We start from the raw sequence: 13,112 nt of genomic DNA, 5'->3' as shown, positions 1-13,112 counted from the left end.
TCAGCTCATTTCACAGCGCGGCCGCTCGCGCCATCGCATCCCGTTGACCTGACCGGGCTCGTCCCCGATCACATACCGGACCCGCCGTCCGTGCACCCGTCGCGCCGGCGCCCGGCAGCCGCGCGGGCGGCACCCGCGCGCCAGCGGCGCGTGCGGCACGCACGCCGACATACCGGCCGAGCGCAGGCTCGGCCGGATACCCGGTGTACGGACTTCGGCGACAGGGGCCACGGTGAGGTCAGTCCCTCCCGTGCCGCAACGCCGGGTGGGCTCCCGCGGCGACGAGATCGGCCACGGCGCCCTTCGGGTCGCGCCCGGTGACCAGCGACTCGCCGACGAGCACGGCGTCGGCCCCGGCGTTGGCGTACGCGATCAGGTCGTGCGGACCCCGCACCCCCGACTCGGCGATCTTCACGATGCCGGCCGGAATCTCGGGTGCGACCCGCTCGAACGTGCCGCGGTCGACCTTCAGGGTCTTCAGATCGCGCGCGTTGACACCGATAATCTTCGCGCCCGCCGCCACGGCCCGCTCGACCTCGTCCTCGTCGTGCACCTCGACGAGCGGGGTGAGCCCGATCGACTCGGCCCGCTCGATGAGCGAGACCAGCGCCGCCTGCTCCAGCGCGGAGACGATCAGCAGCACGAGGTCGGCGCCGTAGGCCCGCGCCTCCCACAGCTGGTACGAGGTGACGATGAAGTCCTTGCGCAGCACCGGGATGTCGACCTTGGCCCGTACGGCCTCCAGATCGGCGAGCGAACCGCCGAAGCGCCGCTGCTCGGTCAGCACGGAGATGACGGCGGCGCCGCCCGCCTCGTAGTCCGCGGCGAGCCCCGCCGGGTCGGCGATGGCGGCGAGCGCGCCCTTCGACGGGCTGGAGCGCTTGACCTCGCAGATCACCTGCACGCCTTCGCCGCGCAGCGCGGCGAGGGCGTCCTTGGCCTGGGGCGCCCTGGCCGCGCGCTCCTTGAGCTCGTCAAGGCCGACGCGCGCCTGCCGCTCTGCGAGGTCGGCGCGGACGCCTTCGATGATCTCGTCGAGCACACTCACGCGAGCGGCCCCCTTCCGGGACGGTGATGTCGATACGCGGCCGCGTCCAGTGCGGACACGCATGCGCATCAGGTACGGGTGATGATCAAGTCAGCCGTTGGTGCAGGATCAGCCATATTGATGCTAGCCGGAAGTGGCCGAAGGACCCGCATCCGGTGGGCCGAGCATCCCACTCCCTGGTCCTTCACGGGGCAAGCGACGAGCCGAAGGGCAGGTTTCTGACCACGCTGAAGATCAGGGCCACCCCGCCGAGCGCCCACCACGCGACGGGCGGGAGGGTGATCCGCAGGGGGAGCCCTTTCCTGGCCCGTGCCACCCAGACCACCCAGACGACGGCGAAGAGCGCGTAGCCGGCGACGGCCAGCGCGTTGTCGCCGAGGGCGGCGGCCAGATCGCCGTGCGCGACGGCGTGCGCGCTGCGCAGACCGCCGCAGCCCGGGCAGTAGACACCGGTGATGGCGTAGAGCGGACAGACCGGATAGTGGCCGGTTTCATTCGGGTCGACGAGGCCCACGTAGGTGCAGGCGGCGGCGACCCCGGCGAGGGTGGCGAGCGGCGGAAGAAGCCGGCGCACGAACGAAGCCGCCGGCCGCGCGGGCCCGGCGGGGACTGGCCCGGAGGGCCTCGGCATGACGTCCACCCGGTGATTGTCGCTGCCCATACAGAAAGACGCAGCCAGAAAGACGCAGCCCGGTCTCGCCGGACTGCGTCTGGGGCGGAGCCCGGCCGGTCAGACGGTCTGCGCCGCTGCCGGAGCCTTCTCCTGGGTCCGGGTCTCGGCCGGAGTCCGCGCCTCGGCGGACTGCGACTGTCCTACCTGGGCCCTGGCCTGCGCCAGCTCCGTGGACTCCTTGGGCATGCCGAGGCCGGCGGCCTTCATCCCCAGACCGACGACACCACCGAGCAGAACGACCACGAGGCCGGCCCAGAAGCCGAGCTGGTTCGCGGCCACCATGAAGACTCCCGAGATGCAGAAGCCGATGAAGGAGATGGTGACACCGGTCCAGGCCGCCGGGGTGTGTCCGTGGCTGCTGCCCGCCATGAGTTGCTCCTCGTTGCTGATGCGCTGTGTGAGTCGGACGCTCACCGAACATTGTCCCGCATGCCCTGCCCGAACAGCGCCGGGGGGCTGGTTGGGTCCGCCACATGTGACCCACCCCATACGGCCCGGCCCGGCAGGCTGTCAGCTCTCGCGCGTCGGGTCCTCGCCACGGTCCAGGGCCTTCCACAGGTCCTCGGGACGATCGGGGTCCACGACCGGCGTCCGGCGGGCGGCACGGGAGTCCGCGCCGCTCCCGCCGGGGGCGGCGGAACCGCCCGCCCCGGCGCCGCCGGGACGGTCGTAACGGCCGGACATGGCGGGCCAGCGCCTGCCGTATCCCAGGGCCAGCAGCCCCGCGAGCAGGATCAGCACACCGCCCGCGCCGGTCAGATACGGCCACGCGGTGTGCGACAGCGCGTCGACGGTGGCGGCGGTGTCGCCGGTCGTCCGCGCGGCCAGCTCGTCCAGGGCCGAGCGGTCCGAGGCGCCGAGGAACGCGGCGGCGGCCGCGCCCGCGCCGCTCAGCGCGAGCAGCGCGGAGACCAGCAGCCGGCCGGCGCCGCGGACGGCGAAGACGGCGACGAGCGCCGCGAGGCCGACGACGGCGAGGGCGGCGGGAACGCCGGTGACATCACGGCCGTCGGCGTCGAGGGGTACGGAACCGCCGCCGACGGCAGCGGTGCCCTCGGCCCAGATCTGGCCCGAGGCGATCAGCACCACGGCGGCGCCGACTGCGCCGAGGAACAGAGCCGCGGCGAGAGCGCGGCGGCCGCTCGCGGCGGCGGCCGGGGTGGCGTCCGACGGCGTGGCGGCCGAGGGGGCGGTGTCCGACGGGGCGGCGGTACGGGGCTGGGGTACGGGTACGGCACTCACGCACCCCACTATCCCTTACGACCTGGTGCACGATAGGCGGCGGGCCCCCGACGCCATCGCGCACCAGGTCGTTACCGCTCTACGCCCCGTTCAAGCCGGTTCGCCGTGTGTACGGCACGGAGCACCGCGGCCGCCTTGTTGCGGCACTCGGTGTCCTCGGAGACCGGGTCGGAGTCGGCGACGACGCCCGCTCCCGCCTGGACGTACGCCGTGCCGTTGCGGAGCAGGGCGGTGCGGATGGCGATGGCGGTGTCGGAGTCCCCGGCGAAGTCGAGATAGCCGACGCAGCCGCCGTACAGTCCGCGCCGTGTGGGCTCCAGCTCGTCGATGATCTGCATGGCGCGCGGCTTGGGCGCCCCGGAGAGGGTGCCCGCGGGGAAGCAGGCGGTCAGGACGTCGAAGGCGCTGCGGCCGTCCGCGACCCGCCCGGTGACGGTCGAGACGATGTGCATGACGTGGGAGTACCGCTCGACCGACATGAAGTCGACGACCTCGACGCTGCCGGGCCGGCAGACCCGGCCCAGGTCGTTACGGCCGAGATCGACGAGCATCAGATGCTCGGCGCGCTCCTTGGGGTCGGCGAGCAGTTCGTCCGCGAGGGCCTGGTCCTCCTGCGGGGTCGCGCCGCGCGGCCGGGTGCCGGCGATGGGGTGGACCATCGCGTGGCCGTCCTCGACCTTCACCAGTGCCTCGGGGCTGGAGCCGACGACGTCGAAGGCGCCGCCGTCCTCGCAGGGGAAGCGGAAGAGATACATGTACGGGCTCGGGTTGGTGGCCCGGAGCACCCGGTAGACATCGAGCGCGCTCGCGGTGCACGGCGTCTCGAAGCGCTGGGAGGGGACGACCTGGAAGGCCTCGCCGGCCCTGATCCGCTCCTTGATGTCGACGACGGCGGCCTGGTAGTCGGCGCCGCCCCAGAGCGCGGTGTACTCGGGCAATTCAGAGGCGGGCAGCGCGGTGGGCGCCGAACGCACCGGCTCGGCGAGGTCGGCGGCCATGGCGTCGAGCCGGGCGACCGCGTCCGCGTACGCCTCGTCCACGCCGGTATCGAGGTCGTTGTGGTTGATCGCGTTGGCGATCAGCAGGACCGTGCCGTCCCAGTGGTCGAGCACGGCGAGGTCCGAGGTGAGCAGCATGGTCAGCTCGGGGATGCGCAGATCGTCGCGGGCGTGCTCGCCGATCTTCTCCAGGCGGCGGACGATGTCGTACCCGAGATAACCGACCATGCCGCCGGTGAAGGGCGGCATGCCGGAGGCGAGGTCGCGGGGGGTGTGCAGGGTCTCCACGGTGGCGCGCAGCGCGGCCAGCGGGTCGCCGTCGACGGGGACGCCGACGGGCGGGGTGCCGAGCCAGTGGGTGCCGCCGTCGCGCTCGGTGAGTGTGGCGGCGGACCGTACGCCGATGAAGGAGTAACGGGACCAGGAGCGGCCGTTCTCCGCGGACTCCAGCAGGAAGGTGCCGGGGCGCTCGGCGGCGAGCTTGCGGTACAGGCCGACCGGGGTGTCGCCGTCCGCGAGGAGCCGTCGGCTGACGGGGATGACGCGGCGGTCCACCGCCAGCTTGCGGAAGGTGTCGAGATCCATGGCCGCTGACCCTACTGTCCGGTTCACTGCCCGAGCGGCAGGACGTCGGCGTCGAAGCAGGTGCGCGCGCCGGTGTGACAGGCGGCGCCCACCTGGTCGACCTGGACCAGGACCGTGTCGGCGTCACAGTCCAGCGCGACGGACTTGACGTGCTGGACATGGCCCGAGGTGTCGCCCTTGACCCAGTACTCCTGCCTGCTGCGGGACCAGTAGGTGCAGCGGCCGGTGGTCAGGGTGCGGTGCAGGGCCTCGTCATCCATCCAGCCGAGCATGAGCACCTCACCGGTGTCGTACTGCTGGGCGATGGCGGGGAGGAGTCCGTCCGCGCTGCGCTTGAGGCGGCCGGCGAGGGCGGGGTCGAGTCCGCCGGTCGGGCCCGGGGCCGGGGTCGTGCCTGTCATACGGCCCATTGTGCCGCGCCCGGACGGCGGGGTGGGACGGACGTCCACTGGGCGGACGGGGCGGGGCCACCGTAGGCTTGCGGACATGTCGACCCATGCAAAGCGTGAACGACTTCTGCTCGCCGACCTGTTGGAGGCGACGGGCCCCGATGCGCCGACGCTGTGCGACGGCTGGCTGACCCGGGACCTCGCGGCCCATGTGGTGGTGCGCGAGCGCCGCCCCGACGCGGCGGGCGGGACGGTGCTCGCCGCGCTCAGGAACCGTCTGGAGCGGGTCCAGCGCGAATATCTCACGAAGCCGTACGAGGAGCTGATCCAGCTGATCCGTACGGGACCGCCGCGGCTGTCCCCGTACGGCATCAAGCAGATCGACGAGGCGGCGAACAGCGTCGAGTTCTATGTCCACGCCGAGGATGTCCGGCGGGCGCAGCCCGACTGGACGCCGCGGGAGCTGGACGGCGTCTTCGCGAACACGCTGTGGTCGCGGCTGGAGAAGGGCGGCCGGCTGCTGGGCCGGAAGTCCCCGGTGGGCCTGGTGCTGCGCCGCCCGAACGGCCAGACGAGCGTGGCCCACCGCGGCACGCCGGTGGTGACGGTCACCGGTGAACCGGGCGAGCTGGTGCTCTTCGCGTTCGGACGGCAGGGCGCGGCGGATGTGCAGCTGGAGGGCGACAAGGACGCGATCGAGCGGCTGCAGGAGGCCAAGCTCGGCATCTAGGGAGTGGTACGGCGGTACGGCTCCGAGCGTCAGCCCGGTAGTTCGGCGCGGCGGAGGGCCTTGAAGGCGAAGCCGATCAGGCCGCCCGTGGCGCACACCGCCGCGCTGACGGCGAAGACAGGACCGGTTCCCCACAGCCCGACCGCCGCGCCGGTGAGCGGGTAGCAGAGCGGCGCGATGCCCAGCGAGAAGAGGGTCGCGACGGAGGTGACCCGGCCCAGGTACTCCGGGTCGGCCGCCGTCTGGAGGAGGGCTCCGGTCAGCGCGCCGCTCAGCCCTGCCAGCAGCCCGATGAAGACGCCCGCGACGACGGCCAGGGCGATCGAGGGCGCGAACCCGAGGCAGGCGACCGCGACAGATCCGGCGGCCAGCCCGGCGGTCTGGACGAGTCCGGCGCGCGGCACCCGCCCCCGTACCGTCAGCGCCAGTGCGCTGACGCCCGCGCCGACCCCGAACGCCGCGACGATCCAGCCCATGCCGTCGGCGCCCCAGCCGCGCTCCTGGACGAGCAGGGTCAGCCCGATGTTGAGCGGGCCGACGAAGCCCAGTTCACCGACGGCGACGACCAGCACGAGCGGGCCGAGCACGCGATGGCGGCGGATGTAGCGCAGCCCGTCGACCAGTTCGCTCCAGGCGGTGTCCGGCGCGCCGTCTCCCGGGGCCTTGGCGGGCTGCGGGGCGATCCGTACCGAGAGAAGCAGGGGGATCGACACCGCGAACAGCGCCCCGGCCACGGCGAAGGCGGTCACCGAGCCGCCGAGCGCCACCGCGAGTCCGCCGAGCGGCGCCCCGGTGACGCCGGCGACGCGCGCCGCGAGTCCGCGCAGCCCCTGGACGCGCGCCAGCTGGCCGGGTGCGGTGATCCGGGGCGGCAGGGCGCCGACGGCGGGCAGGAAGAGCGCGTCCACGGCGCCGAAGACCAGCGCGACCGCGACCAGCAGCCAGAGGGTGGGGGTGGTGAACAGCAGCGCGGCCGCCATCCCCAGGATGAAGACGCAGCGCGCGGTGTCGCTGCCGATGACGACCCGGCGCGGGCCGAACCGGTCGGCGAGCACTCCCCCGCCGAGCATCAGCACGGCGCGCGGTACGGAACCGACGGCGAGCACAAGTCCGGCCTGTGCGGGGCTGCCGGTGCGGGTCGCGGCCCAGGACAGCGCCATGTAGTAGACGCTGTCGCCGACCATGGAGGCGGTGTAGGCGCTGAGCCAGCGCAGGACGTTGCCGTCACGGTGGGCGGGGCGCGGGGAGACCGGTGCGGCGGGCGTGGGTATGACGGTCGCGCTCACGACGGTGTGATCCTCTCGGGGGTCTCAGGGCTCGGAGGTCTCTGGGCTCTGGGCTCGGGGATCGGGGCGCAGGGCTCAGGTGCGGAACGGGAACGCGTACAGGTGCAGTGCGACGTTCTCGCGTCCCGCCGTGTCGCCCGCGTCCTCGGCGGCCCGGCCCGCCGCCTCGTACTTCTTGACCAGCTCGTGCATCTCGTGGCTGAGCGCGGCGAGTTCCCCGGCGGTGAGCGGGGCCAGGTATTCGCTGCTGAAGGCGGCGCGGCGCCAGTCCGCGTCCCAGGCGCCCTGCGTGTCGAGATAGCCGCGGTAGAGATCGGAGCGCTGCTCGAAGGACATCCGGCCGACGGCGGCGTGGGTGGCGGCCTTCTCCGGGGCGTCGGTGAAGTCCTCGTCATGGAAGCTCAGCCCCTGCGAGGCGGTCCTCCACCAGCGCTCCCTGCCGTCCGTGCCCTGCTGCTCGGCCTCCTCGATCAGCCCGTGATCGGCGAGCTTGCGCAGGTGGTAGCTGACCAGTGACACGGCCTCGTCCACCTGGTCGGCGAGTTGCGAGGCGGTGGCCGAGCGCGCGATGTAGAGCATCCGGTAGAGCTTCATGCGCAGCGGATGACCGAACGCCTTGAGGGTGTCGAGATCCGTGATCCTGCGGGGGTCCGTGTCTGCCATGGTTCCGACCCTAAACAGGAAAGGAAAGTTGCGCAATATAAATTGCGCAATAAAACTTGCGGGACCTCGGGACGGACCGGCGGGCCGCGCGGGGTCAGGTTCCGAGCAGCCGCCGCGCGGCGAGCGCGAGGGAGATCTCCACGGCGTCGGACGGCCGGGACAGACAGCGGCCGGTGAGCTGTTCGAAGCGGCGCAGCCGGTTGAGGACCGTGTTGCGGTGGCAGTAGAGCCGGGCCCCCGCGCGCCGCGCGGAGCCGTCGGAATCGAACCAGGCCGTCAGCGTCGCCAGCAGTACGTCGCGGTCGCCGGGGTCCAGCCGGTCCAGCGGTCCGAGCACCCGGTCGGCCAGGGCGGCGCCCAGCCCCGGTGAGGAGACGACGAGCGCGGCCGGGAGATGGTCCTCCAGCCGTACGACCCCGCCCCCGCGCGGACAGGTCCCGAGCGCGGTCCCGGCGAGCCGGCGCGCGTCCCCGAGGGCGGCGAGCCCCTCGACGGCGGAACTGACCCCCACGCGGACGCCCGGCGGCACCTCCAGGGCGGCCGCCTCCTCGACCGGCGCCTGCGGCCCCAGCAGCACGATCGCGTGTTCCGCTTCGGGCGAGGTGTGCCAGAGCGCCCGGGTGCCGGGCGGCAGCGTGACGGGCGGGCCGGTGCGGGAGCCCGTCACCGCCAGTACCACGTACCGCCCGTGCTCGGGGAGATCGAGCATCGCCGCGGCGTCCGGGAGGTCGGCGATGCGCGCCGTGCCGTCGAGGAGCGCCGCGGTCATCAGCCGCAGCCGGTTCTCGCGGCGCCAGGCGAGCCGCCGCTCCGTCTGCCGGTAGGCGTCGGCGACCAGGCCGCAGTGTTCGTCCACGAAGTTCCAGACCTGCGCCGCGACATGGATGAGCAGCCGGATCTCGTCGGGATGGCTGCGGGCCGTCTCGTCGACGAGCCCCTGCCACACCATGGCGCCGCCCAGCCGGAACGCGTGCAGCAACGCGTCGAGCGGCAGGCCCTGTTCGGCCCGGGAGGCGCCGATGCGCCAGGAGGTGCGGCAGGCGGCGTCCCGGGACTCCCTGGGCTGGATCAGGGAACCGATGTTGTGCCGCAGGGAGCGGTGCACCTCCTGCCACACCTCGGCCGCGTCGGTCTCGATCGCCGCGCGGTAGGCCGGTTCCTGCTCGCGCAGCGCCGCGACCAGCCGGTCGGTCAGCCCGGCCAGGTCATCGAGCAGCGCCCGGGCGGCGCGGTGCAGTACGGCGACGGCCTCCGCGTCGACCGGGGAGCGGGGGCGGCTGCGCGGCGAAGGGGTGGCCCACGCGGCCGGCAGGGCGGTCGACGGCGCGTGCGGTGCTCTGACCCGCGTGCGTATGACGTGCGGCATTGCGGCCTCCACCGGGAGTCGGCTCACTCCGGCGCGGCACGGCGTGGCACACCTGGGGACGGGGCGGGCCGGCCCGCGACGGATCTTCCGGACGCCCGCAGAATGACATACCGCCCGGTCGGTACCTAGAGGTCTGCCGCATTCTTCTCGTCCCGCCGCACGCCCCGCTCCCCGTCACGCTCCTCGTCACGGTCCAGCAGTCGCGCGAGTTCGGTGCGGGACCGGACGCCCAGCGTCGCGAAGACATTCCGCAGATGATGGTCAACGGTCCGGGTGCTCACGGAGAGCCGTACGGCCACCTCCCGGTTGGTCGCGCCCTCCGCCACGCACCGGGCGATCCGCTGCTGCTGGGGGGTGAGCAGGACCAGCGGTCCCGGCGGGGCGGCCCCGCTCTCCCCCGCCACCGCCTCGCCCGCGGCGCGCAGTTCACCCCGTACCCGTCCCGACCAGAGCCGGGCGCCGCACCGCTCGAAGGCCACCAGGGCGTCCCGCAGCGGGCCGCGCGCCTCCCGGGTCCTGCGCCGGCGCCGCAGCCAGTGGCCGTACAGCAGTTGCGTACGGGCCCGTTCGAAGTCGCCGTCGGCGCGGTCGTGATGGGCGAGCGCCTCTTCGTAGCGTGCGGCGGCCTCGGCGGGCGGGGCCAGCAGCGCCCGGCAGCGGGCCAGTTGGGCCGGTGCCTGGGGGTCGGCGGTCTGTGCGGTCCACCCCGCGAACTCCTCGACCAGTGCGTACGCCTCGGTTCCCCGGCCCGCCAGCACGGCCGCCTCCACGAAGCACGGGACGGCCGGCATCCGGGCGGCGAAGTGGCCGCGCCGCGGTCCGGGCTGGACCAGCGGGGAGAGCCGCGCGGCCGCCTCGGCGGATCTGCCGTCGGCCAGTGCGGCGCGCGCCACCGCCCAGCGGGCGAGCGTCGCCGCCTGGGCGAGCCCGTGCGGCCCCGCGCCGGCCATGGCCGCGTCGGCGTGTTCCCCGCAGGTCCGCGCGTCGCCCTCGACGGACGCGGCGAGAGCGAGCACGGCGTGCAGATGGGCGGCCACATTGCGCTGGCCCAGCCGGCCGGCGGCGCACAGCCCTTCGCGGGCATGGGCGCGGGCCAGCGCGTAGCGGCCCGCGCGCAGTTCGCCGTACGCGAGGTGCTCCAGCGCCTGCGGCAGCAGCGGGTCCGGGCCATGGGCGCGTACGGCGGCCAGCGCCCTGGCCCCCGCCCGGCAGGCGTCGTCCACCTCGCCGAGCACCAGCGCGGCGACCCCGGCCCGCAGCCCCCGGGCCGGATCGTCGGAGCCCCCGGTGGAGCCGGGACGGGCCTGCGCCACCGCGTCGAGGCAGCCGCGCAGCAGCGCGTGCCCCTCCGCCGTCCTGCCGCCGAAGACCGCGCACATCCCCGCGCGGTACCGCTCCAGCGACGGATCGCTCCCGCGCACCGGCAGCCGGCTCATCGCGTCGAGATAGGCCGCCGCGTCGCCCATGGCCCAGGCCGCCTCGGCCGCGCCGAGCAGCGCGCTCACCGTACGTCCCGCGTCACGCGGAGCGAGCAGCGCGGCCGCCGTCAGCAGGGCCTCCCGGGCGTCGGCCGCCGGTCCGTCGCGCAGGGCGAGCAGTCCCCGTACGTAGTGCGCCCGGCCGGGCGCGGGCACGGCGCGTACCCGGGCCAGCAGGATCCGCGCCCGCCCTGGCTCCCCGGCGAGCCAGGCGTGCTCCGCCGCCGCGGCGAACCGGGCGCCGCGCAGGGCCTCGTCCGTGGAGAGCGCGGCGGCTCGCGCGAGGGCCGCCGCGCGGTCGGCGTGCGGGCGCGGCGGGACGGCGGCCCGCGCGAGGGCATCGGCAAGCGCGGGGTCGTATCCGCCCGCCGCGCAGGCCCGTTGGACCAGCCGGGGCAGGGTCCTGTGCGGTCCGTCGAGCGCGGTGGCCAGCAGATGGTGCACGGCGCGGCGGCGGGCGAGCGGGGCCCGGCGCAGCACCGCCCTGCGCAGCAGCGGATGCGTGAAGCGGACCCGGCCGCCGCCGCTGTGGACCGCTCCCGCCAGCTCGGCGGGGGCGAGCCGGCCGGCGTCGATCCCGGCCAGCTGCCCGGCGCGCAGCAGCAGGATCGTGTCCGCGCCCGCCCCCTCGGGCTCGTGTTCCTCGGCGGCCGCGGCGAAGAGGAGCAGCGTGCGGGTGTCGTCGGGCAGTGCGTCCAAGTGGGCGGCGTAGGCGGCGAGTACGCCCTCCGCGCCGGGCAGCGGCCGGGGCAGCGGGTGACGTCCGGTCACCTGGTCCCGGCCGAGGTGGCCGGCGAGCGCCGTGAGCAGCCGGGGGTTGCCCGCGCCCTCGCGCCGCAGCTCCTCCCGTACGGCGGGATCGATCCGCCCTTCCGTCACCCGGTCGAGGAGCTCCGCCGCCGCGGCGTCGTCGAGGGGGCCCAGCCGGAGCGCGGGCAGTCCGGTGAAGGCCTCCGCGCCATCCTGGCGGTCGGCGGCGGTGAGCAGGACGGCGACCCGGGAGCCGGGCGCGAGCCTGCGGACCGCGAAGGCCAGCGCGGCGCGCGAGTCGGGATCCCAGACGTGGGCGTCGTCGACACAGACCAGCAGTGGGCGGCGGGCGCCGAGGGCGGTCAGCAGGTCGAGCAGGGCGGTGGGCGCGAGGCCCGAGCGCAGGACGTCGGCGGGTGGCACCGGCAACGGGACCTGCGCGGAACAGAGCAGCGCGTGCAGTCCGCTGTACGGCAGCAGCCGTTCCGCGGGGGCCGCCGCGGCGCGCAGGACCGGTCCTCGGTGGCCGTCGGCGGTGTGCAGCGCGAGGGCGCTGCGGCCGAGGCCGGGCGGCGCCGTCAGCACGAGCGTGCTGCCGCGCCCGCCGCTCAGCCGGGTCAACAGGGTTTCCAGGATGGCGAGTTCACCGCTGCGGCCGTACAGCCGGAGGGGACTGCGCACGGTCGTCGTTGGGGTCACGACCGTCACGTTACTTCTGCGTAAACAACCTCGGAAGGCTTGCGCCCGCCGACGGTGCGTGGGGTGGCCGGTGTTGGGCGCCTCCCCATCCGGGCCGGTTCCGTACTGTGCCCCGGCACAGCCGGGGTGCCGGTGGCGGAAGGACCGCCACCGGCACCCCGGTTGCCCGGCCGGTGAGCCGGATCAGGAGGTGTGCGGGCAGTTCCCGCGGTACTCCTCGATGGTCAGGCTCGGCCTGGGCAGCGGGCAGAGGAACTGCTCGTAGCGGGTGTCACTGTCGATGAACCGCTTCAGCCAGGACAGGCTGTACTTGGCGATGGTGGTGTTCGAGCTGTTCGGGGTGAAGTGGGTGGCGCCGTTCAGCTCCAGATACGCCTTGTCGAGCGAGCCGGGCAGCGACTCGTAGAACGGCTCGGAGTGCGAGGAGACGGGCGCGACCGTATCGCCGTCGGCCCCGACCACCAGGGTGGGGGTACGCACCTCGGGCCAGCTGGTGTCCAGGTTCCAGCCGGTCAGCGGTATGGCCGCCTTCAGAGACGTACGGCTCTTGGCGGCCTCCAGGGTGCCACCGCCGCCCATCGAGTGGCCCATGACCCCGAGCCGCGCGCTGTCGATCCGGCTGCTGACCGTCGAACGCTGCGTCAGATAGTCGAGCGCCGCGAGGAGTTGCCGGCCCCGGCTGTCGGGCTGGTCGAGGGTGGTGAGGGTGTCGATGGTGAAGACGACGAAGCCCTGGGAGGCGAGCCGCGGTCCGAGCCAGGCGATGGAGGACTGGGTGGCGGTGAAGCCGGGCGAGATGGCCACGGCCCCGAAGGTGCCGTCCGCGGTGGACGTCGGGTAGTAGACCGTGCCGCCACCGAAGCCCGTGACGCCCAGCCCGGAGACCGAGGTCTGGGAGACCGCGTACGAGCCGCGCGACGCCTCGATGCTCGACACGGTGGGCGCCGGGCCGCGCTCGTACGGATTGGCCGCGGCCTGCGCGCCGTACGCTCCGGCCGCACCGGACGCGCCGGGGATCAGCGCGGCGACCAGTGCCGCGGCCGCGACCGCCCCGGCCCATAAGCTCCGGCGGGTGCGGGGACGGCCGGGGGTGGCGGGGGTACGGGGGTGGGCTCGCGGCTGAGAGTGCTGCTGCACGAGGGGGGTCCTCTCGGTCGTGGCGGGGCCACGCCGGAGGCCATCGGGTGCACCGGAGCGGAACCGCC

Annotated in this window: 13 protein-coding genes; 1 reads left to right on the top strand and 12 read right to left on the bottom strand. The window is 74.3% G+C overall.

Annotated elements, in window-relative coordinates; all coding sequences use genetic code 11:
• The 7 genes from trpM to hisI all read right to left on the bottom strand — a co-directional run bounded on the left by trpM (window position 1) and on the right by hisI (window position 4,947).
• Window positions 1-171 carry a tryptophan biosynthesis modulator TrpM gene (gene trpM / locus ACFVWW_RS31050; protein ID WP_386877923.1) on the bottom strand — a complete coding sequence of 57 codons (171 nt, stop codon included), beginning with the start codon at window positions 169-171 and terminating at the stop codon, window positions 1-3.
• 67 nt (window positions 172-238) lie between these two features.
• On the bottom strand, window positions 239-1,048 hold the full coding sequence (gene trpC / locus ACFVWW_RS31045) for an indole-3-glycerol phosphate synthase TrpC (protein WP_384188063.1): 810 nt from the start codon (window positions 1,046-1,048) through the stop codon (window positions 239-241).
• 184 nt (window positions 1,049-1,232) lie between these two features.
• Entirely contained in the window at window positions 1,233-1,679 is a 447-nt protein-coding gene (locus tag ACFVWW_RS31040; protein ID WP_386877924.1) for a DUF2752 domain-containing protein, read from the bottom strand.
• 99 nt (window positions 1,680-1,778) lie between these two features.
• The gene (locus ACFVWW_RS31035; RefSeq protein WP_386877822.1) at window positions 1,779-2,090 is read right to left on the bottom strand and encodes an HGxxPAAW family protein; all 312 of its coding nucleotides are present in this window, start codon (window positions 2,088-2,090) and stop codon (window positions 1,779-1,781) included.
• A gap of 141 nt (window positions 2,091-2,231) precedes the next feature.
• Window positions 2,232-2,972 carry a TIGR02234 family membrane protein gene (locus ACFVWW_RS31030; RefSeq protein ID WP_386877823.1) on the bottom strand — a complete coding sequence of 247 codons (741 nt, stop codon included), beginning with the start codon at window positions 2,970-2,972 and terminating at the stop codon, window positions 2,232-2,234.
• A 62-nt stretch (window positions 2,973-3,034) separates the two neighbouring features.
• Window positions 3,035-4,546, bottom strand: a complete 1,512-nt coding sequence (locus tag ACFVWW_RS31025) for an anthranilate synthase component I (protein ID WP_386877824.1) — start codon at window positions 4,544-4,546, stop codon at window positions 3,035-3,037.
• 23 nt (window positions 4,547-4,569) lie between these two features.
• Window positions 4,570-4,947, bottom strand: coding sequence for a phosphoribosyl-AMP cyclohydrolase (hisI, locus tag ACFVWW_RS31020; RefSeq protein WP_384188069.1), 378 nt, complete (start codon window positions 4,945-4,947; stop codon window positions 4,570-4,572).
• Window positions 4,948-5,032: 85 nt separating this feature from the next.
• Here hisI and ACFVWW_RS31015 point away from each other — a divergent pair, with 85 nt between their 5' ends.
• Window positions 5,033-5,665 (top strand): TIGR03085 family metal-binding protein, encoded by a 633-nt coding sequence (locus ACFVWW_RS31015; protein ID WP_384188072.1) that lies wholly within the window; start codon window positions 5,033-5,035, stop codon window positions 5,663-5,665.
• A 29-nt stretch (window positions 5,666-5,694) separates the two neighbouring features.
• Here the strand turns inward: ACFVWW_RS31015 and ACFVWW_RS31010 are convergent, their stop codons facing one another.
• From ACFVWW_RS31010 to ACFVWW_RS30990, 5 genes are all read right to left on the bottom strand, one after another.
• Window positions 5,695-6,951, bottom strand: a complete 1,257-nt coding sequence (locus tag ACFVWW_RS31010; protein WP_386877825.1) for an MFS transporter — start codon at window positions 6,949-6,951, stop codon at window positions 5,695-5,697.
• Window positions 6,952-7,026: 75 nt separating this feature from the next.
• Window positions 7,027-7,614, bottom strand: coding sequence for an ArsR/SmtB family transcription factor (locus ACFVWW_RS31005; RefSeq protein WP_386877826.1), 588 nt, complete (start codon window positions 7,612-7,614; stop codon window positions 7,027-7,029).
• A 94-nt stretch (window positions 7,615-7,708) separates the two neighbouring features.
• A complete protein-coding gene (locus ACFVWW_RS31000; protein WP_386877827.1) occupies window positions 7,709-8,980 on the bottom strand; it encodes a PucR family transcriptional regulator in 1,272 nt (423 codons plus the stop codon).
• Between the two features lie 125 nt (window positions 8,981-9,105).
• Window positions 9,106-11,907: a LuxR C-terminal-related transcriptional regulator gene (locus tag ACFVWW_RS30995; RefSeq protein WP_384188083.1), complete on the bottom strand. Its 2,802-nt coding sequence runs from the start codon at window positions 11,905-11,907 to the stop codon at window positions 9,106-9,108.
• Between the two features lie 183 nt (window positions 11,908-12,090).
• Entirely contained in the window at window positions 12,091-13,044 is a 954-nt protein-coding gene (locus ACFVWW_RS30990; protein ID WP_384331499.1) for an alpha/beta hydrolase family protein, read from the bottom strand.
• Between the last annotated feature and the right edge of the window lie 68 nt (window positions 13,045-13,112).

Origin of the sequence: Streptomyces sp. NPDC058198, assembly GCF_042882605.1 — a bacterium.
GTDB lineage: Bacteria > Actinomycetota > Actinomycetes > Streptomycetales > Streptomycetaceae > Streptomyces.
This window is presented reverse-complemented; position numbering and strand designations above follow the sequence as displayed.

What these genes read in the sequence shown, in the direction of transcription:
- trpM (WP_386877923.1), bottom strand. Translation starts at nt 171, where the DNA reads ATGTCGGCGTGCGTGCCGCACGCGCCGCTGGCGCGCGGGTGCCGCCCG.
- ACFVWW_RS31040 (WP_386877924.1), bottom strand. Translation starts at nt 1,679, where the DNA reads ATGCCGAGGCCCTCCGGGCCAGTCCCCGCCGGGCCCGCGCGGCCGGCG.
- ACFVWW_RS31035 (WP_386877822.1), bottom strand. Translation starts at nt 2,090, where the DNA reads ATGGCGGGCAGCAGCCACGGACACACCCCGGCGGCCTGGACCGGTGTC.
- ACFVWW_RS31025 (WP_386877824.1), bottom strand. Translation starts at nt 4,546, where the DNA reads ATGGATCTCGACACCTTCCGCAAGCTGGCGGTGGACCGCCGCGTCATC.
- hisI (WP_384188069.1), bottom strand. Translation starts at nt 4,947, where the DNA reads ATGACAGGCACGACCCCGGCCCCGGGCCCGACCGGCGGACTCGACCCC.
- ACFVWW_RS31015 (WP_384188072.1), top strand. Translation starts at nt 5,033, where the DNA reads ATGTCGACCCATGCAAAGCGTGAACGACTTCTGCTCGCCGACCTGTTG.
- ACFVWW_RS31005 (WP_386877826.1), bottom strand. Translation starts at nt 7,614, where the DNA reads ATGGCAGACACGGACCCCCGCAGGATCACGGATCTCGACACCCTCAAG.
- ACFVWW_RS31000 (WP_386877827.1), bottom strand. Translation starts at nt 8,980, where the DNA reads ATGCCGCACGTCATACGCACGCGGGTCAGAGCACCGCACGCGCCGTCG.